Here is a 19,919-nt window from a genome sequence, read left to right as displayed (position 1 = left end):
TCTGTAGCCTATTGAGTTATTGCCCATGAGCGATCCCCGTTATCAGGTCGACGTCAGCGTCGTCACCCGCTACCTGCCGGAGCAGTCGCAGCCGGAACAGAACCGCTTTGCCTTCGCCTACACGGTGACGGTGAGCAACAACGGCCAGGTGCCGGCCAAGCTGCTTTCGCGCCACTGGATCATCACCAACGGTGACGGCCGCGTGCAGGAAGTGCGCGGTGCCGGCGTGGTCGGCCAACAACCGTTGATCGAGCCGGGCCAGAGCCATACCTACAGCAGCGGCACGGTGATGAGCAGCCGCGTCGGCACCATGCAGGGCAGCTACCAGATGCTCGCAGAGGACGGCAAACGCTTCGACGCCGCCATCGCGCCCTTCCGCCTGGCGGTACCGGGCTCGCTGCACTAATGGCGACCTACGCCGTAGGCGACCTGCAAGGCTGCCTGAAACCCCTGCAATGCCTGCTTGAGCGCGTGTCCTTTGATCCAGCGCAGGACAAACTGTGGCTGGTCGGCGACCTGGTCAACCGCGGGCCGCAGTCCCTGGAAACCCTGCGTTTTCTCTATGGGATACGCGACGCCCTGACCTGCGTGCTGGGCAACCACGACCTGCACCTGCTGGCCGTGGCACACAATATCGAGCGCCTGAAAAAGGGCGACACCCTGCGCGAGATCATCGAGGCTCCGGATGCCGCCGACCTGCTCGACTGGCTGCGCCGACAGAAGCTGCTGCATTACGACGCCGAGCGCGATACCGTTCTGGTACATGCCGGCATTCCACCGCAATGGTCACTGCACAAGGCCCTCCGGCGCGCGGCCGAGGTCGAGGACGCGTTGCGCGACGATGCCCGCCTGCCGCTGTTTCTCGACGGCATGTATGGCAACGAGCCGGCCAAGTGGGATGGCGACCTGCACGGCGTGACTCGCCTGCGCGTAATCACCAATTACTTCACCCGCATGCGCTTCTGTACAGCCGACGGTACCCTGGACCTGAAGAGCAAGGAAGGCGTCGGCAGCGCGCCACCAGGCTACGCCCCCTGGTTCAGCCACAAGCAGCGCAAGACCCGCGGCCAGAAGATCATTTTCGGCCACTGGGCGGCCCTCGAGGGCCAGTGCCATGAGCCGGGGCTGTTTGCCCTCGACACCGGCTGCGTCTGGGGCGGCCAGATGAGCCTGCTAAATATCGACAGTGGCGAATACCATCGCTGCGCCTGTAAGGAGCCCGCATGAGCGAATTCAAACGCATCCCGCCAGAACAAGCCCAGGCCCTGCGCCAGCAAGGCGCAGTGGTGGTGGATATCCGCGACCCGCAGAGCTTTGCCAGCGGCCACATCAGCGGTTCGCTGCACCTGGACAACCACTCGCTGCACGATTTTATCGCCAAGGCCGATCTCGACGCGCCGCTGATCGTCGCCTGCTACCACGGCAACTCCAGCCAGAGCGCCGCTGCCTATCTAGTGGGCCAGGGCTTTAGCGAGGTCTACAGCCTGGATGGCGGTTTCGAACTGTGGCGCGCCACGTTCCCCGCGGACACCGCCCAGAGCAGCGCGGAATAATTTTCATAGTCCGCCACCCCTGGCGGCCACCCGGCGGGCCGTCGCTGCGCGACGTTAAAAATGGCTCCCGGGCATTTTTTCCGCGGCCCGGCAGGCCGCGTCCGCTCTGGCCTGCCGGGCATCCCGACCAACGGTAATATCCTGTTATCGTTAAGCGCGCCTTTATCTCGCCGAATCCGAACTATCCTTTAGCTCAGGCCATCCAAAAAAAGGTAGCGCCGGCCAACCGGCACCCGGGCCATCGGTAGACTCTTAGCTGTACTGGGGGACTCTTCTCGGCTGACTCCTCAGCCGATCACTGGCCCCGCACGACCGATATAGCACCGGATTCCAGCATCGAGCGAGGTGACGTCATGAGCATTTTCAGCCACTTCCAGCAACGTTTCGAAGCGACTCGGCAGGAGGAACTCACCCTCCAGGAGTACCTCGAACTGTGCAAGCAGGATCGCAGCGCCTATGCCTCGGCAGCCGAACGCCTGCTGCTGGCCATCGGTGAGCCTGAACTGCTCGATACCTCGACCGACCCACGGCTTTCCAGGATCTTCTCCAACAAGGTGATCCGCCGTTACCCGGCCTTTGCCGACTTCCATGGCATGGAGGAGTGCATCGACCAGATCGTCTCCTACTTCCGCCATGCCGCCCAGGGCCTGGAAGAGAAGAAGCAGATTCTCTACCTGCTCGGCCCGGTCGGCGGCGGCAAGTCCTCCCTGGCGGAAAAGCTCAAGCACCTGATGGAGAAGGTGCCCTTCTATGCGATCAAGGACTCGCCCGTGTTCGAGTCGCCCCTGGGCCTGTTCAGCGATGCCGAAGATGGTGCCATCCTCGAAGAGGAGTACGGCATCTCGCGGCGCTACCTGAGCAGCATCATGTCGCCCTGGGCGACCAAGCGCCTGCAGGAGTTCGGCGGCGATATCAGCCATTTCCGCGTGGTCAAGCTGTTCCCCTCGATCCTCAACCAGATCGCCGTGGCCAAGACCGAGCCAGGAGACGAGAACAACCAGGACATCTCCTCGCTGGTGGGCAAGGTGGATATCCGCAAGCTGGAGGAATTCCCGCAGAACGATGCCGACGCCTACAGCTATTCGGGGGCGCTGTGCCGGGCCAACCAGGGCCTGATGGAGTTCGTCGAGATGTTCAAGGCACCGATCAAGGTGCTGCACCCGCTGCTGACCGCCACTCAGGAAGGCAACTACAACAGCACCGAAGGCCTCGGTGCGATCCCCTACAACGGCATTCTCCTGGCCCACTCCAACGAGTCGGAGTGGCACAGCTTCCGCAACAACAAGAACAACGAAGCCTTTATCGACCGTATCTATATCGTCAAGGTGCCCTACTGCCTGCGCGTCACCGACGAGATCAAGATCTACGACAAACTGCTGGCCAACAGCTCCCTGTCCAAGGCCCACTGCGCCCCGGACACCCTGAAGATGCTCGCCCAGTTCTCGGTGCTGAGCCGCCTCAAGGAGCCGGAAAACTCCAACGTCTACTCGAAGATGCGCGTCTACGACGGCGAAAACCTCAAGGACACCGATCCCAAGGCCAAGTCGATTCAGGAGTACCGCGACACCGCAGGCGTGGATGAAGGCATGAACGGTCTGTCGACCCGCTTCGCCTTCAAGATCCTCTCCAAGGTGTTCAACTTCGATCCCCACGAGATCGCCGCCAACCCGGTGCACCTGCTCTATGTGCTGGAGCAGCAGATCGAACAGGAGCAGTTCCCGGCGGAAACCCGCGAGCGCTACCTGCGTTTTATCAAGGAATACCTGGCCCCGCGCTATATCGAATTTATCGGCAAGGAAATCCAGACCGCCTACCTGGAGTCCTACAGCGAATACGGGCAGAACATCTTCGACCGCTACGTGCTGTACGCCGACTTCTGGATCCAGGACCAGGAATACCGCGACCCGGAAACCGGCGAAATTCTCAATCGCGTGGCCCTCAACGAGGAGCTGGAGAAAATCGAGAAACCGGCCGGCATCAGCAACCCGAAGGACTTCCGCAACGAGATCGTCAACTTCGTACTGCGCGCCCGGGCCAACAACAACGGCAAGAACCCGACCTGGCTCAGCTACGAGAAGCTGCGCGTGGTGATCGAGAAGAAAATGTTCTCCAACACCGAGGACCTGCTGCCGGTCATCAGTTTCAATGCCAAAGCGAGCAAGGAGGATCAACAGAAACACAACGACTTCGTCACTCGCATGGTCGAGCGCGGCTACACCGACAAGCAGGTACGCCTGCTGTCCGAATGGTATCTGCGGGTTCGTAAATCGCAGTAAGGCAGCCATAAGCAGCAAGCTTTAAGCTGCAAGCAGGAGGTTCGGGAGTGGACCGCTCTTGCAGCTTGTGGCTTGTGGCTTGCATCTCCCCGGAGGGGCCCCATGAGCCATGTGATCGACCGACGTCTGAATGGCAAGAACAAGAGCACGGTGAACCGCCAGCGCTTCCTGCGGCGTTACCGTGACCATATCAAGAAGGCCGTGGAGGAGGCCGTCAGCCGCCGCTCCATCACCGACATGGAACACGGCGAACAGATCAGCATTCCCGGTCGCGATATCGACGAGCCGGTATTGCACCACGGCCGCGGTGGCCGTCAGACCACCGTGCACCCCGGCAACCGCGAATTCACCACCGGCGAACGCATCCCCCGCCCGCAGGGCGGGGGCGGCGGCCAGGGCGCAGGCAAGGCGAGCAACTCCGGCGAAGGCATGGACGAGTTCGTCTTTCAGATCACCCAGGAGGAATTCCTCGACTTTATGTTCGAGGACCTGGAGCTGCCCAACCTGGTCAAGCGCCACCTGACCGGCAGCGACACCTTCAAGCATGTGCGCGCCGGCATCAGCAACGAGGGCAACCCTTCGCGGATCAATATCGTCCGCACCCTGCGCTCGGCCCACGCCCGGCGCATCGCCCTGTCCGGCAGCAGCCGGGCCAGACTGAAAACCGCAGAAAGCGAACTGCTGCGTCTGCGCCTGGAACAGCCGGACAACTTCGGCGATATCCAGGCACTCGAAGAAGAAATCGTCAAGCTGCGCGCGCGCATCAAGCGGGTGCCCTTCCTCGACACCTTCGACCTCAAGTACAACCTGCTGGTCAAACAGCCCAACCCCAGCTCCAAGGCGGTGATGTTCTGCCTGATGGACGTCTCCGGCTCCATGACCCAGTCGACCAAGGACATCGCCAAGCGCTTCTTTATCCTCCTGTACCTGTTCCTCAAGCGTAACTACGACAAGATCGACGTGGTGTTTATCCGCCATCACACCAGCGCCAAGGAAGTCGATGAGGAGGAGTTCTTCTACTCCCGCGAGACCGGCGGTACCATCGTCTCCAGCGCCCTCAAGCTGATGCAGGAGATCATGGCCGCGCGCTACCCGATCAACGAGTGGAATATCTACGCCGCCCAGGCGTCGGATGGCGACAACTGGAATGACGACTCGCCGGTGTGCCGCGATATATTGATCAAACAGATCATGCCGTTCGTGCAGTACTTCACCTACGTCGAGATCACCCCGCGCGAACACCAGGCGCTGTGGTACGAGTACGAACAGGTGGCCGAGAGCTTTGCCGATACCTTTGCCCAACAGCAGCTGGTGTCGGCCGGCGACATCTACCCGGTGTTCCGCGAACTGTTCCAGCGCCGAATGACGACCTGAGGGCCGTGCCATGACCGCAACCGAGAAGAAACGCCAGCCGCTGTCCACCGGCTCGGAGTGGACCTTCGAACTGGTGCGCGCCTACGACCGCGAAATCGGCCGTATCGCCGAGCGCTATGCCCTGGACACCTACCCCAACCAGATAGAGGTGATCACTGCCGAGCAGATGATGGACGCCTACGCCTCGGTGGGCATGCCCCTGGGCTATCACCACTGGTCCTATGGCAAGCACTTCCTCGCCACCGAGAAGGGTTACAAGCGCGGGCAGATGGGCCTGGCCTACGAGATCGTGATCAACTCCGACCCGTGCATCGCCTACCTGATGGAAGAAAACACCATGTGCATGCAGGCGCTGGTGATCGCCCATGCCTGCTACGGCCACAACAGCTTCTTCAAGGGCAACTACCTGTTCCGCACCTGGACCGACGCCAGCTCGATCATCGATTACCTGGTGTTCGCCAAGCAGTACATCATGCAGTGTGAGGAGCGCCACGGCATCGACGCGGTGGAAGACCTGCTCGACTCCTGCCACGCCCTGATGAATTATGGCGTCGACCGCTACAAGCGCCCCTACCCGATTTCCGCCGAGGAAGAGCGGCGGCGCATGAAGGACCGCGAGGAGCACCTGCAAAAACAGATCAACGACCTCTGGCGCACCATCCCCAAGAGCGCCAGCAAGGGCGGCGAACAGGACAGCAAGCGCTTCCCCCCGGAGCCCCAGGAAAACATCCTGTACTTCCTCGAAAAACATGCGCCGCTGCTCGAGCCCTGGCAGCGCGAGGTGATCCGCATCGTGCGCAAGATCGCCCAGTACTTCTACCCGCAGCGCCAGACCCAGGTGATGAACGAGGGCTGGGCCTGCTTCTGGCACTACACCCTGATGAACGACCTGTACGACGAGGGTCTGGTCACCGACGGCTTTATGATGGAGTTCCTCCAGTCGCACACCAGCGTGATCTACCAGCCGCCCTTCGACAGCCCCTACTACAGCGGCATCAACCCCTACACCCTGGGCTTCGCCATGTACCGCGACATCCGTCGCATCTGCGAAACGCCCACCGAGGAAGACCGCCGCTGGTTCCCCGATATCGCCGGCAGCGACTGGCTAAGCACCCTCAAGTTCGCCATGAAGAGCTTCAAGGACGAGAGTTTTATCCTGCAGTACCTGTCGCCCAAGGTGATCCGCGAGCTCAAGCTGTTCAGCGTGCTGGACGACGACCAGAAGGACGAGCTGTATGTCCCGGCGATTCACGACGAGCCCGGCTACCAGCAGATTCGTGAGACCCTGGCCGCGCAGTACAACCTGGGCAACCGCGAACCCAATGTGCAGATCTGGAGCATCGACCGCCGCGGCGACCGCTCCCTGACCCTGCGCCATCAGCAACACGACCGCAAACCCCTGGGCAACTCCACCGACGAAGTACTCAAACACCTGCACCGCCTGTGGGGCTTCGATATCCATCTGCAGATCATGCAGGACGACAAACTGATCAACACCCAGCACGTGCCGCCGAAGAACGAAGCGGAACACGAAGGCGATTACCCACGTCTGGACCTGGTCATTCCGCCCATTTGATCGGTTGCGCCCCATGCTCACGCCGCCCAGCATGGACGCTAGGCTTTTGGGGAATGTCCTTATGCGTCTGTTTATCGTTCTACTGCTGTGCCTGGCCCTGGCCACCTGCAGCAGCCAGCCGCCCCGCGTCCAGGTGATCAGCCCGGCCAGCCCCGAGCTGGCACAAAGCCGCAGCTTCGAGCTGATCGCCGCCGAACAGGCGGTCAACGGCCCACTGCCCTTCGCCGACCGTTACCGCCAGCTCGATCAGCTGCTGCGCGAAGGCCTCACCCGGCGCGGCTATCACGCCAGCCCGCAGGCGCAGATCCGGGTCTATTACTGGCTGTCGGTGCAGGACAGCCCCCTGGACTTCCACGTCGAGACCGCTCCACCGACACCACTCGGCCCCTACCAGGCGCTTCATCGCCTACGCGACAGCACCGGCACCCTGCGTATCCGCCTGACCACCCCGGAGCAGCACATACTCTGGGAGGGCCTGAGCAGCACCGGTCTCAGCCCGCAACGGGACAGCGCCGAACTGCTCGAGCGGGCCACCCAGGCGCTGCTGCAGCAGATCCCCCAGGCCGCGCCGTAACCCAGAGCACGCGCGACTCTCTACGCGCAGCGGTAGCCCGGATGCAGTCAGGGGCGGCCTGCCACCTACTTCCCGGATTGCATCCGGGCTACCCTTCGCCACCGGCCAGCCGCTATCCTCCGCACTTAGCGGAGGAACCATGATGCAGATATACAAAGTCGGCGGTGCGGTACGTGACCGCCTGTTGGGCCGCGAGGTCAGCGAGATCGACTGGGTGGTGGTGGGTGCCAGCGCCGAGCAGATGCTGGAGCTGGGCTATCGTCCGGTGGGCGCGGATTTCCCGGTCTTTCTGCATCCGCAGTCCGGCGAGGAATACGCCCTGGCCCGCACCGAGCGCAAGAGCGGCCGCGGCTATGGCGGCTTTACCTTCTTCGCCAGCCCGGAGGTCACCCTCGAGGAAGACCTGATCCGCCGCGACCTGACCGTCAACGCCATGGCCGAGGACGGCCAGGGCCGCCTGATCGACCCCTATGGCGGTCAGCGCGACCTAGAGGCCAGGGTGCTGCGCCACGTGTCCCCGGCCTTTGCCGAGGACCCGTTGCGCGTGCTGCGCGTCGCCCGCTTCGCCGCCCGCTATGCGCCCCTGAGTTTTACGGTCGCGACAGAAACCCTGGCGCTGATGCGCGAACTGAGCGAATCCGGTGAGCTGAGCGCACTGACACCCGAACGCAGCTGGAAGGAAATCTCCCGCGCCCTGCTGGAGCCGCGCCCGGATGTATTTATCCAGGTGCTGCGCGACTGTGGGGCACTGCAGGAACTGCTGCCGGAAGTCGACGCGCTGTTCGGCGTTCCGCAGCCGGCCGCCCATCACCCCGAAATCGACACCGGCGCGCATGTGCTCAGCGTGCTGCGCCAATGCGCCGAACACCGGCAGCCGCTGACCGTGCGCTGGGCCTGCCTGCTCCACGATGTCGGCAAGGGCCTGACGCCCGAGGCCGAGTGGCCGCGGCATATCGCCCATGAATACAAGGGGCTCAAGCTGATCCGCGCGATCAACCAGCGCTGCAAGGCTCCCAAGGATTGCCAGGAACTGGCCCTGCAGGTCGGCGAGTTCCATACCCACGGCCATCGCGCCCTCGAGCTGAAGGCCTCGACCCTGCTCCAGCTGCTGCAGAGCTTCGACGTATTTCGCCGCCCGCAGCGCTTCGAGGAGTTTATCGCCGCCTGCGAGATGGACGCCCGCGGCCGCCTGGGCCTGGAACAACGCGACTACCCCCAGGCCGACTACCTGCGCGGGGCCATGCATGCGGCCCGCGCGGTGGCGGTGCAACCCCTGCTGGCGCAAGGGTTCCAGGGTGCGGAACTGGGTGAGGCACTCAATCGCCAACGCCTGCAGGCGCTCAAGGCCTACAAGGCAGACGCCACACCTTAAACGAGCCGTCCCGCCTGCTAGGTGACGGGGTGGGCCTGAAGCAACGCCGCCGGGGTCAACTCGGCGTCACGCCACTGGAACGCCACCGGCTGCAACTGCTGGTCGATCTGCGCTGCCTGCCACAGCTCGGCGAAGCTGCGCTGCTCGCCCGGGTGCAAACGCTCCGGCACCAACAGCGAAAGCGGCCAGAGTACGAAGGCATTCCTGAGGATTTCCGCCCGCGGCAGGACCAGGCCATCGAAATTACCAACCAGATCGCCATACAGCAGCACATCGATATCCAGCGGCAAGCCCTTGCGTTCCGGCGCATAGCGGCCGTTGTCGGCCTCGATAAACTTCAGCCGGCGGTCCAGCTCGCCCAGCGGCAGGTCGCTGTAGCCGGCCACCACCAGATTGAAGAAGGGCCCACTCTTGATACCCACCGCCTGACTTTCGAAAACCGGCGAGCAGCGCATCTGGCCAAGCAGCGCCGACAAGGCCTCGAGCCCCGCGCGCAAGTGCACTTCGCGCTCGACATTGCTGCCCAGGCCCAGCAGAACTGGCGTTAGCGACATCCGCGCTCGATCTCCACACCGACCCCACCGCTGGCTGCCGGCACCGCACCGGGCTTGGTCAGCTTGATCCGCAGCCAGGGAATCTGGAACTCCGCCATCAACAGCTCGGCCAGACGCTCGGCGAAGGTTTCCACCAGGATAAATTGCGACTCGCCGGCAAAAGCCTGCACCCGCGCGGCCACGGCCGCATAGTCCAGCGCCTTGTCCAGCTCGTCGCCGGCCGCCGCCGGGCGATTATCCCAACCCAGATACAGGTCCAGGCACAAACACTGGCGAATGGTGCGCTCCCAATCGTAGGCACCAATCACCGTATCGACTTCCAGCCCCTCGATAAAAACTGTGTCCAAGCACGCTCTCCGCGGCACGACAATACTGGCGCACCTAGTTAGAATCGGGGCTCCCTTGCCCCGGAATGGATACCATGTTTTGGCTGTTGGCGCTCCTCGCCTACCTGCTCGGCTCGCTGTCCTTCGCCATACTGCTCAGCCACCTGGCCGGCGGGCCAGACCCGCGCGCCAGTGGTTCGGGCAACCCCGGTGCCACCAATATGTTGCGGGTGGCGGGCAAACGCCTGGCCATCCTCACCCTGCTCGGCGACCTGCTCAAGGGCCTGCTGCCCGTGCTGATCGCCGCCCTGCTCGGTTTCGGCCTGCACCAGCAGGCCTGGATAGGTCTGGCAGCCATCATCGGCCACCTCTACCCGGTGTATTTCCGCTTCCGCGGCGGCAAGGGTGTCGCCACCGCCGCCGGCATGCTGCTGGGACTCTACCCGCCCGCTGCGCTGCTGGCCATCTGCGCCTGGCTGCTGACCTTCTTCATGACGCGCACGAGCTCGCTGGCGGCGTTAATAGCTACGCCCCTGACCCTGCCTCTGCTGGCCTGGCAACAACCGGCGGCACTGGTGCCGGTGAGCGTACTCACCGGCCTGATCGTCTGGCGGCACCGGAGCAATTTACGCGATCTGTTCGCCGGCCGTGAGCGGCATTTTTAACCAGCCCGGCTCATGCTAAAGCGCCGGCAACTGTTCCATCGGCCAGCGCGCCTGCACCTTGATGCTCAGATCCTCATGCTGCCCGGCCAGCAGCCGCTGGCAGCCGGCATAAGCGATCATCGCGCCATTGTCGGTGCAGAAGGCCGGACGGGCGTAGAACACCTCCCCCCTCAGGTCGCCGAGCATGCTTTCCAGCGACAGGCGCAGCGCCTTGTTGGCGCTTACGCCGCCGGCGATCACCAGGTTGCGCAAGCCGGTTTGCTTGAGGGCGCGCTTGCATTTGATGGTCAGGGTGTCGACCACCGCTTGCTGAAAGGCCAGGGCGACATCGCAACGGGTCTGCTCGCCATCGTCACCCGCGGCGCGGCACTGCTGCCAGGTATTCAGGGTAAAGGTCTTGAGGCCGCTGAAGCTGAACTCCAGTCCCGGCCGGTCGGTCATCGGCCGCGGGAACTTGAAACGCCCAGGTGTGCCGTTTTCCGCCAGCCGCGCGATTTCCGGCCCGCCCGGATACTGCAAACCCATCAACTTGGCGGTCTTGTCGAAGGCCTCGCCGGCGGCGTCATCCAGAGACTCGCCGAGCAACTGGTACTGGCCGATGCCATCGACCCGCACCAGCTGGGTATGGCCACCAGAGACCAATAAAGCGACGAACGGAAAAGCTGGCGGGTTTTCCTCCAGCATAGGGGCCAGCAGGTGGCCTTCCATATGGTGTACACCCAAGGCTGGAATGCCCCAGGCAAAAGCCAGGGCCTGGGCACAGGAAGCGCCCACCAGTAGCGCACCAACCAGGCCGGGGCCGGCGGTGTAGGCAATCGCATCGATATCGGACTTGCTCTTGCCGGCTTCGCTCAACACCTGGCGGATCAGCGGCAGCATGCGTTTGACGTGATCGCGCGAGGCCAGCTCGGGGACCACTCCGCCATACACCCGGTGCAGGTCGATCTGGCTGAACAGGGCATCGGCCAGCAGGCCGCGCGCGCTGTCATAGAGCGCGACACCAGTCTCGTCGCAGGAGGTTTCCAATCCCAGTACCAGCATGGGCAACGCCTTGATCTCGAGGGGCTAAACAGCAGAAGGCGCGCATAATAATAGGCCGCGAGGCGAGCCGACCAGCGCTTTTCGATCAGAGGCTTTGCATTCCGCGCGATGAGACGGTAACATCCGCAACCCTTAAAAACCTACGTTCTCCAGCGCCATCTGCCAGGAGTAACGTTACCCCCGGTAATAAAGAAGGTAAGCCCTGGATGCCAGCCGTCAAAGTTAAAGAGAACGAACCCTTCGACGTAGCTCTGCGTCGTTTCAAGCGCTCCTGCGAAAAAGCCGGTGTTCTGGCTGAAGTTCGCAGCCGTGAATTCTACGAAAAGCCGACTTCCGAGCGTAAGCGCAAAGCAGCAGCCGCTGTTAAGCGTCACGCCAAGAAAGTGCAGCGCGAACAGCGCCGCAGCGTTCGCCTGTACTAATCGCCGCGGCTTTCGTCCGCACGATTAGCTACAAGCAGCGCCTGACACCCGGCCTCGGCCGGGTTTCGCTTTTAGACTCCGCGCCACCTTCGGGTGACGATCGGAGTCTTTTAGTTTCCGCCCATACCTGTCGCGCACCCCTGCATGGCAGTACCCTGAGCACCTATGGCCGGCCTGATCCCACAGTCTTTTATCGATGACCTGCTCAACCGCACCGATATCGTCGACGTGGTCAGCTCGCGCATCCAGCTGAAAAAGGCCGGCAAGAACTACACCGCCTGCTGCCCCTTCCACAAAGAAAAGACCCCCTCGTTCAGCGTCAGCCCGGACAAACAGTTCTATTACTGCTTTGGCTGCGGGGCCGGCGGCAACGCCCTGGGCTTTGTCATGGACCACGACCAACTGGACTTCCCCCAGGCGATCGAGGACCTGGCCAAGCGCGCCGGTATGGAAGTGCCCCGCGAGGAAGGCGGACGCAACAACAAACCGCGCCAGCCCACCGACTCGCCGCTTTACCCACTGCTGAGCGCCGCCGCCGAGTTCTACAAGCAGGCCCTGAAAAGCCACCCGCAACGCAAGGCCGCCATCGACTACCTCAAGGGTCGCGGCCTGTCCGGCGAGATCGCCCGCGACTTCGCCATGGGCTTCGCCCCGCCCGGCTGGGACAACCTGCACAAGCACCTGGCCAGCGACAGCCTGCAACAGAAGGCCATGATCGACGCCGGCCTGCTGGTGGAAAATGCCGAGAGCGGCAAGCGCTACGACCGCTTCCGCGACCGCATCATGTTCCCCATCCGCGACAGCCGCGGCCGGGTGATCGCCTTCGGCGGCCGGGTGCTGGGCGATGAAAAACCGAAGTACCTGAATTCCCCGGAAACCCCGGTATTCCACAAGGGCCAGGAACTCTACGGCCTCTATGAGGCGCGCAAGCACAACCGCGACCTCGACGAGATCATGGTGGTCGAAGGCTATATGGACGTCATCGCCCTGGCCCAGCAAGGCCTGCGCAACGCCGTCGCCACCCTCGGCACCGCCACCAGCGAAGAACACCTCAAGCGCCTGTTCCGCGTGGTACCCAGCGTATTGTTCTGCTTCGACGGCGACGCCGCCGGGCGCAACGCCGCCTGGCGCGCCCTCGAAGCGACCCTGTCGAGCCTGCAGGACGGCCGCCGCGCGCGCTTCCTGTTTCTGCCCGACGGCGAAGACCCGGACACCCTGGTGCGCAGCGAAGGCACCGACGCCTTCCGCGCGCGCATCAACCAGCACGCCCAGCCGCTGGCCGATTACTTCTTCCAGCAACTCAGCGAAGAGGCCGACCCGCGCTCCCTGGAAGGCAAGGCCCACCTGATGACCCTGGCCGCGCCGCTGATCGACAAGATCCCCGGCAACAACCTGCGCGCCCTGATGCGCCAGCGCCTCAGCGAAATCACCGGCCTGACCGGCGAAGCCCCCAGCCAGGCCGCGCCAGCCAGCCGTAGCAGCACACCAGCAAGCACCGCGCCACCCGCGCCCAGCCATTACCCGGACTATGCAGAGATCCCCGACAGCGCCTACTACGATGTCGAACCGAGCCGCAACGAATACGAAAACCCCAGCCCAGCGCCGCAATTCGAACACAACAGCAGCAAGGGCAAAGGCAACTGGAAGAAAGAAGGCGGCAAGTGGAACAAGAAGGGCCAGGGCGAGTTCGCCCCGCGCGCGCCACGCACCGCCGTTAGCGTCGAGTCGCCGCACCTGAGCGCCCTGCGCACCCTGCTGCATCACCCGCAATTGGCGCAGAAGGTTGAGGATGTCAGCCACTTCGCCGCCGAAGACGACACCTATGCGCAACTGCTGGTGGCCCTGCTCGGCGCCTTGCAGAAGAACCCCAAGCTGCGCTCGCTGCAACTGATCGCACGCTGGCACGGCACCGAACAGGGCCGCCTATTGCGGGCCTTGGCAGAAAAGGAATGGCTGATTTCGGCCGACAACCTTGAACAACAGTTTTTCGACACTATAACTAGTCTAGTAGCCCGCCAACGCGAGCGCAGCCTGGAACATTTGCTGCGCAAAGCCCGTCAAAGTGAGCTGAGTGCAGATGAGAAAGACCAGCTGCGCAGCTTGCTGAGCCGTAATGCATCACCGGTAATCCCGAGCCCAACTGGCGCTTAGGGGTATTACTCGGGTATAATCCGCGGCTTGTTTTTTGCCCGCCAAGACCTTCAGTGGATAGGGTGTTATGTCCGGAAAAGCGCAACAGCAGTCTCGTATCAAAGAGTTGATCACCCTTGGTCGTGAGCAGGGTTACCTGACTTACGCGGAGGTCAACGACCACCTGCCGGAGGATATTTCCGACCCGGAACAGGTGGAAGATATCATCCGCATGATCAATGACATGGGGATCAACGTATTCGAGGTTGCGCCAGATAAGGATTCCCTTATGCTGGCCGACGCCGACACCGACGAAGCAGCCGCCGAAGAAGCCGCTGCTGCCCTCGCGGCCGTTGAAACCGATATCGGTCGCACCACCGACCCAGTGCGCATGTATATGCGTGAAATGGGCACGGTGGAATTGCTTACCCGCGAAGGCGAGATCGAAATCGCCAAACGCATCGAGGAAGGCATACGCGAAGTCATGGGGGCAATAGCCCACTTCCCTGGCACTGTCGACAGCATTCTCGGCGAATACACCCGCGTGACCACCGAAGGTGGTCGCCTGGTTGAAGTGCTTAGTGGCTATATCGATCCGGATGACGGCATCGTACCCGCCGAAGCCGCCGCCCCCGTCCCCGCAAAGGACGGCGACGCAGCCGACGACAAGGACGATGAAGAAGACGGCGACGACAGCGACGACGAGGAAGAGGAAGGCGACGGCGGTCCGGACCCTGAAGAGGCCCTGCGCCGCTTCACCGCGATTGGCGACGCTCTCGACCTGGCCAAGAAAGCCCTGAAAAAGCACGGCCGTGGCAGCAAGCAAGGCATTGCCGCGCTGAAAGAAATGGCCGAGCTGTTTATGCCGATCAAGCTCGTGCCTAAGCAATTCGACGCCTTGGTGGTACGAGTACGCGATGCCTTGGTGCGCCTGCGTGCCCAGGAACGCGCCATCATGCAACTCTGCGTACGTGATGCACGTATGCCGCGTGCCGACTTCCTGCGCCTGTTCCCGGGCAATGAAATCGATCCCGAGTGGGCCGCTGGCCTGGCCAAGGGCAAAGCCAAGTACGCCGAAGCCATCGGCAACCTGCAGGCCGATATCCAGCGCTGCCAGCAGAAGCTGTCTGCCCTGGAAGCCGAGTGCGACCTGACTCTGGCCGAAATCAAGGACATCAACCGGCGCATGTCGATCGGCGAGGCCAAGGCCCGCCGCGCGAAGAAGGAAATGGTTGAAGCCAACCTGCGCCTGGTGATCTCGATTGCCAAGAAGTACACCAACCGCGGCCTGCAGTTCCTCGACCTGATTCAGGAAGGCAACATCGGCCTGATGAAGGCGGTGGACAAGTTCGAATACCGTCGTGGTTACAAGTTCTCGACCTACGCCACCTGGTGGATTCGTCAGGCGATTACTCGCTCCATCGCCGACCAGGCGCGCACCATCCGTATCCCGGTGCACATGATCGAGACGATCAACAAGCTCAACCGTATCTCGCGGCAGATGCTGCAGGAGATGGGTCGCGAACCGACCCCGGAAGAGCTGGGCGAGCGCATGGAAATGCCCGAGGACAAGATCCGCAAGGTGTTGAAGATCGCCAAGGAGCCGATCTCCATGGAAACCCCGATCGGCGACGACGAAGATTCGCACCTGGGCGACTTCATCGAGGACTCCACCATGCAATCGCCGATCGACGTGGCGACCGTGGAAAGCCTCAAGGAAGCCACCCGCGAAGTCCTCTCCGGCCTCACCGCAAGGGAAGCCAAGGTACTGCGCATGCGTTTCGGCATCGACATGAACACCGACCACACTCTCGAGGAAGTCGGTAAGCAATTCGATGTCACCCGCGAGCGGATCCGGCAGATCGAAGCCAAGGCGCTGCGCAAGCTGCGCCACCCGACGAGAAGCGAGCACCTACGCTCCTTCCTCGACGAGTAACACACAAAACCCCCGGCCCTGCCGGGGGTTTTGCGTTAGGGCCGCGCTACCAAGCCCCCATTTGCCGGTCTACACTGCTGGGTATCGCCCCTGAAAACGAGCCCGCCCATGCAGCGCGTTGCGGCCACCCTCTTGTTGTGTCTGGCTCTATGGACTGCGCCCGCTACCGGCCTCGAGCTAAGCGCCGAAGAACAGGCCTGGCTCGATGCCCATCCCGAGCTACGCCTGGGCATCGACGGGGCCTGGCCCCCCTTCGAGTTTCGCGACGAGCAGGGCCATTACCAGGGCCTCTCCGCCGATTATGTGCGGCTGATCGAACAGCGCTTGCAGATCAAACTGCAGCCCACTCCGCCCAGCAGCTGGAGCGAGGTCATCAACCAGGCCAAGAGCGGCCAACTGGATATGCTGCCCGGAGTGATGTCGACCCCCGAGCGCCAGCAATACCTGACCTTCACCCGCCCCTACCTCGACTTCCCCATCGTCATCCTGACCCACGAAAAAGGGCCGCAGCCGCGCAACCTGAAGGAACTCGACGGCCTCAAGGTCGCCGTCGTACAGGACTACGCGCCCCATGAACTGCTGCGCCAGCTGCACCCGCACCTCCAGCTCTGGCCGCGTCCCAGCGTCGCCGCCGCACTGCAGGCCCTGGCCACCGGCGAGGCCGACGCCATGGTCGGCGACCTCGCCTCGAGCGCCTGGAACCTGCGCCAGCTCAAGCTCGATGGCCTGTATATCAATGGCGAAACACCCTACCGCTATCAGCTGGCCATGGCGGTACCCAAGGAGCAGGCGATACTCGCCGGCATACTCAACAAGGTCTTCGCCGAATTCACCCCGGAGCAGATGAGCGCCATCCAGAAGCACTGGATCGGCGACCTGGTCGACCGCCGCCCCATCTGGCGCAGACTGCTCCTGTTCGGTCTGCCCGGCCTGCTCGTCGCCCTGCTGATCATTGCCAGCATCCTGCGCATCAACCGCCGCCTGCGCAGCGAGATGCACAACCGCACCATCCTCGAAGCCGAACTGCGCAGCAGCGAACAGCACTACCGCGGCCTGGTCGAAGGCCTCAGTGCGGTGACCTGGGAGATGCGCCAGCGCGATTTCTGCTTCACCTATGTCGCCCCCCAGGCCGCCAAGCTGCTCGGCTACCCGCCGCAGGACTGGTTGCAGCCAGACTTTCTGCAACGCGTGCTGCACCCGGACGATGCCACGCAGACCCTGACCTACTGCCGCAAGCAGACTCTGGCCGGGCGCGACCACAGCATGGACTACCGGATGTTCGCCGCCGACGGACGCGTGGTCTGGATACGCGATATCGTCACCCTGCCCACCGAACAGCTGCCGGGCCAGGAGCCCATTCTGCGCGGGCTGATGATCGACATCACCGAAGCGAAACAGACCGAGCAGGCCCTGGCCCTCTCCGAACAGAAGTTCGCCTCGGTCTTCCACAACTGCCCCGACATCATTGCCCTGATCAATATCGACAGCGGCATGCTGGTCACGGTCAACCACACCTTCGAGCAACAGTTCGGCTTCAGTGCGGCCGAGGCCATCGGCCATACCAGCACCGAACTGGGCCTGTGGACAGAGCCAGGAGCCGGCCCGCGCATCCTGCAGAAACTGCGCGAAGGCAGGGTACACAACATCGAAACGCCGTTTCGTCGCCGCGACGGCAGCCAGTTTATCGGCCTGATCTCGGCCCAGAAAATCGCTATCGAAAACACCGCCAACCTGGTGGTCGTGGTACGCGACATCAGTGAACTGAAAGACACCCAACAGCGCCTGCAACTCTCGGAAACCAAGTTCGCCAAAGCCTTCCATGCCTCCCCCGACGGCCTGCTGATTACCCGTCTGAGCGACGGCAAGATGCTGGACGTCAACGAAGGCTTTAGCCGCATCACCGGTTACAGCGCCGCCGAGGCCGCCGAGCAATCCACCGTCGAGCTCGGCATCTGGGCCAACCCCGAAGACCGCGAACGCATGGTCGCCGAGGTCCGCAAAAAGGGCTTTGTTCGCGAATTCTGCGCCCCCATCCGCACCAAGAATGGCACCCTGCGCACCTGCGAGATGTCGGTACAGCCGATGCCGATCGAAGGCCAAATCTGCATGCTGAGCATCGCCCGCGACATTACCGAGCGGGTGCTGATGCAGGAACGTCTGCAACAGGCCGCCACCGTCTTCGAGAGCACGGCCGAAGGCGTAATGATCACCGACTTGGAGCAGCGCATCACCGCGGTCAACCGCGCCTTCAGCCAGATCACCGGCTACAGCGAAGCCGAGGCCCTCGGCCAGTCGCCGCGCCTGCTCGCCTCGGGCAACCACGACAGTGCGTTCTATGCCGCCATGTGGCACAACCTCAGCGCATCCGGCCACTGGCAGGGCGAAATCTGGAACAAGCGCAAGAATGGCGAGCTCTACCCCGAGTGGCTGACCATCAGCGCGGTACGCGACCCGCAGGACAATATCAGCCACTTTGTCGCCGTCTTCGCCGATATCAGCTCGCTCAAACACGCCCAGGCCAGCCTCGATCACCAGGCCCACCACGACCCACTGACCGGCCTGCCCAACCGCATGCTGTTCGAGGCCCGCCTGCAATCGGCCCTCGAAGACGCGCGCAGCGAAAAGCACCTGGGGGCCATCCTGTTTATCGACCTCGACCGCTTCAAACACATCAACGACAGCCTCGGCCACCCGGTCGGCGACCAACTGCTGAAGAGCATCGCCGAACGCCTGAAAGCCCACCTGCGTGATATCGATACCGTGGCCCGCCTGGGCGGCGACGAATTCATCATCCTGCTGCCCGGCCTGCAACACCTGAGCGACGCCGAACGGGTCGCGCACAAGCTCCTCGAGTGCTTCAACCAGCCCTTCGAGGTCGACGAACAGGAGCTGTTCATCAGCGCCAGCATCGGCATCAGCCGCTACCCGGACGACGGCGACGACGTCGCCACCCTGGTGAAAAATGCCGATGCCGCGATGTACCGCTCCAAGGCCCGCGGGCGCAACCGGGTGGAAATCTATACCCGCGACCTGACCTTCCAGGCCACCGAACGCATGGCCCTGGAACGCGAACTGCGCCGCGCCCTGGAACGCGACGAGCTGCAACTCTACTACCAGCCCAAACTCAGCCTGCTCAGCAACCGCCTGGTCGGTGCCGAAGCCCTGCTGCGCTGGCACCACCCACTGTTCGGCGAAATACCGCCGGACCGTTTTATCCCCCTGGCCGAAGAAACCGGCCTGATCATCAGCCTCGGCGACTGGGTCCTGCAGCAGGCCTGCCAGCAGATGCAGCACTGGCAGCACCAGCACGCAGCCTTCGGCCCCGTCTCTGTCAACCTCACCGGCATTCAGCTGCGCCAGCCCAACCTGCTCGCGCGCATCTCCAGCCTGCTCGAGGAAAACGCCCTGTCGCCCGCCCTGCTGCAACTGGAAATCACCGAAAGCTTTATCATGAATCAGGCCGAAGAGGCCCTAAAGCTGCTCCACCAACTCAAGGACCTCGGCGTACAACTGGCCATCGACGACTTCGGCACCGGCTACTCCTCGCTGAGCTACCTCAAGCGCCTGCCGGTCGACACCCTGAAAATCGACCAGTCCTTCGTCCGCGGCCTGCCCCACGACCCCAACGATGTCGCCATCGCCCGCGCCATCATCGCCTTAGGCCGCAGCATGCAGCTCACCGTAATCGCCGAAGGGGTGGAAACCAAGGCCCAGGAACTATTCCTCGCCGCCGAGGGCTGCGAGCAGATTCAAGGCTTCGTGATCAGCCGCGCCATCCCTGCCGAGGCGTTCGCGCAAAACTTCCTCGAACCGCGCCATTCGGTTGGCGCTGCCGAGAAGGCACCGGTATAATCCGCCGGCTTCTGGGGCCCATAGCTCAGTTGGTTAGAGCAGAGGACTCATAATCCTTTGGTCCACGGTTCGAGTCCGTGTGGGCCCACCATAAAGAACAAAGAGTTAGGCCAGTCTTCGGACTGGCCTTTTTCTTTTCTAGCCATAAAAAATAAATCTGAGCACCGTTTCACTCAACCTAGGTATAGGCCGCCCCCGAACACCTATAGCGCTGGGTCTGCGCAAGTGAAGAAGCTACCTACCGAAATGGGATGGCAGCAATCCTTAC

Annotated in this window: 16 protein-coding genes and 1 tRNA gene; 14 read left to right on the top strand and 3 right to left on the bottom strand. The window is 62.8% G+C overall.

From position 1 onward, the window contains the following. Positions 1-25: 25 nt before the first annotated feature. From apaG to AACY13_RS16420, 8 genes are all read left to right on the top strand, one after another. Entirely contained in the window at positions 26-406 is a 381-nt protein-coding gene (apaG, locus tag AACY13_RS16455; RefSeq protein WP_339462655.1) for a Co2+/Mg2+ efflux protein ApaG, read from the top strand. After that, positions 406-1,227: a symmetrical bis(5'-nucleosyl)-tetraphosphatase gene (locus tag AACY13_RS16450; protein WP_339462654.1), complete on the top strand. Its 822-nt coding sequence runs from the start codon at positions 406-408 to the stop codon at positions 1,225-1,227. Before apaG ends, AACY13_RS16450 begins: the two co-directional genes overlap by 1 nt. Next, positions 1,224-1,553, top strand: coding sequence for a thiosulfate sulfurtransferase GlpE (gene glpE / locus AACY13_RS16445; protein WP_339462653.1), 330 nt, complete (start codon positions 1,224-1,226; stop codon positions 1,551-1,553). The genes AACY13_RS16450 and glpE overlap by 4 nt, the downstream gene beginning before the upstream one ends. Before the next feature lie 353 nt (positions 1,554-1,906). Continuing rightward, positions 1,907-3,829, top strand: a complete 1,923-nt coding sequence (locus AACY13_RS16440; RefSeq protein ID WP_339462652.1) for a PrkA family serine protein kinase — start codon at positions 1,907-1,909, stop codon at positions 3,827-3,829. Between the two features lie 102 nt (positions 3,830-3,931). Further along, the gene (locus tag AACY13_RS16435) at positions 3,932-5,203 is read left to right on the top strand and encodes a YeaH/YhbH family protein (RefSeq protein ID WP_339462651.1); all 1,272 of its coding nucleotides are present in this window, start codon (positions 3,932-3,934) and stop codon (positions 5,201-5,203) included. Positions 5,204-5,213: 10 nt separating this feature from the next. Further along, the gene (locus AACY13_RS16430; RefSeq protein WP_339462650.1) at positions 5,214-6,779 is read left to right on the top strand and encodes a SpoVR family protein; all 1,566 of its coding nucleotides are present in this window, start codon (positions 5,214-5,216) and stop codon (positions 6,777-6,779) included. Between the two features lie 61 nt (positions 6,780-6,840). Next, a complete protein-coding gene (locus AACY13_RS16425) occupies positions 6,841-7,353 on the top strand; it encodes a hypothetical protein (protein WP_339462649.1) in 513 nt (170 codons plus the stop codon). 142 nt (positions 7,354-7,495) lie between these two features. After that, positions 7,496-8,725, top strand: coding sequence for a multifunctional CCA addition/repair protein (locus tag AACY13_RS16420; RefSeq protein ID WP_339462648.1), 1,230 nt, complete (start codon positions 7,496-7,498; stop codon positions 8,723-8,725). A 17-nt stretch (positions 8,726-8,742) separates the two neighbouring features. On the opposite strand, the gene folK is transcribed toward AACY13_RS16420, so the two are convergent. Then, a complete protein-coding gene (folK, locus tag AACY13_RS16415) occupies positions 8,743-9,279 on the bottom strand; it encodes a 2-amino-4-hydroxy-6-hydroxymethyldihydropteridine diphosphokinase (RefSeq protein WP_339462647.1) in 537 nt (178 codons plus the stop codon). Beyond that, positions 9,270-9,626: a dihydroneopterin aldolase gene (gene folB / locus AACY13_RS16410; protein WP_339462646.1), complete on the bottom strand. Its 357-nt coding sequence runs from the start codon at positions 9,624-9,626 to the stop codon at positions 9,270-9,272. Before folB ends, folK begins: the two co-directional genes overlap by 10 nt. Positions 9,627-9,700: 74 nt before the next feature. Between folB and plsY the strand changes: the two genes are divergently transcribed. Continuing rightward, entirely contained in the window at positions 9,701-10,270 is a 570-nt protein-coding gene (gene plsY / locus AACY13_RS16405) for a glycerol-3-phosphate 1-O-acyltransferase PlsY (RefSeq protein ID WP_339462645.1), read from the top strand. Positions 10,271-10,285: 15 nt separating this feature from the next. Here plsY and tsaD read toward each other — a convergent pair whose 3' ends face one another. Further along, positions 10,286-11,311, bottom strand: a complete 1,026-nt coding sequence (tsaD, locus tag AACY13_RS16400; protein ID WP_339462644.1) for a tRNA (adenosine(37)-N6)-threonylcarbamoyltransferase complex transferase subunit TsaD — start codon at positions 11,309-11,311, stop codon at positions 10,286-10,288. Between the two features lie 206 nt (positions 11,312-11,517). Here tsaD and rpsU point away from each other — a divergent pair, with 206 nt between their 5' ends. The 5 genes from rpsU (at position 11,518) to AACY13_RS16375 (ending at position 19,742) form a co-directional block, all read left to right on the top strand. Beyond that, on the top strand, positions 11,518-11,733 hold the full coding sequence (gene rpsU / locus AACY13_RS16395) for a 30S ribosomal protein S21 (protein ID WP_003296736.1): 216 nt from the start codon (positions 11,518-11,520) through the stop codon (positions 11,731-11,733). A 165-nt stretch (positions 11,734-11,898) separates the two neighbouring features. Continuing rightward, positions 11,899-13,884, top strand: a complete 1,986-nt coding sequence (gene dnaG, locus AACY13_RS16390; protein ID WP_339462643.1) for a DNA primase — start codon at positions 11,899-11,901, stop codon at positions 13,882-13,884. A gap of 67 nt (positions 13,885-13,951) precedes the next feature. Then, entirely contained in the window at positions 13,952-15,799 is a 1,848-nt protein-coding gene (rpoD, locus tag AACY13_RS16385) for an RNA polymerase sigma factor RpoD (RefSeq protein WP_339462642.1), read from the top strand. A gap of 108 nt (positions 15,800-15,907) precedes the next feature. Then, on the top strand, positions 15,908-19,651 hold the full coding sequence (locus tag AACY13_RS16380; protein ID WP_339462641.1) for an EAL domain-containing protein: 3,744 nt from the start codon (positions 15,908-15,910) through the stop codon (positions 19,649-19,651). A gap of 14 nt (positions 19,652-19,665) precedes the next feature. Then, positions 19,666-19,742, top strand: a tRNA-Ile gene (locus AACY13_RS16375). Positions 19,743-19,919 lie beyond the last annotated feature (177 nt).

The organism is Pseudomonas sp. EA_105y_Pfl2_R69, from assembly GCF_963970915.1.
Taxonomy (GTDB): Bacteria; Pseudomonadota; Gammaproteobacteria; order Pseudomonadales; family Pseudomonadaceae; genus Aquipseudomonas.
The sequence above is the reverse complement of the archived record's forward strand: the minus strand, read 5'-3'. Positions and strand labels throughout refer to the sequence as shown.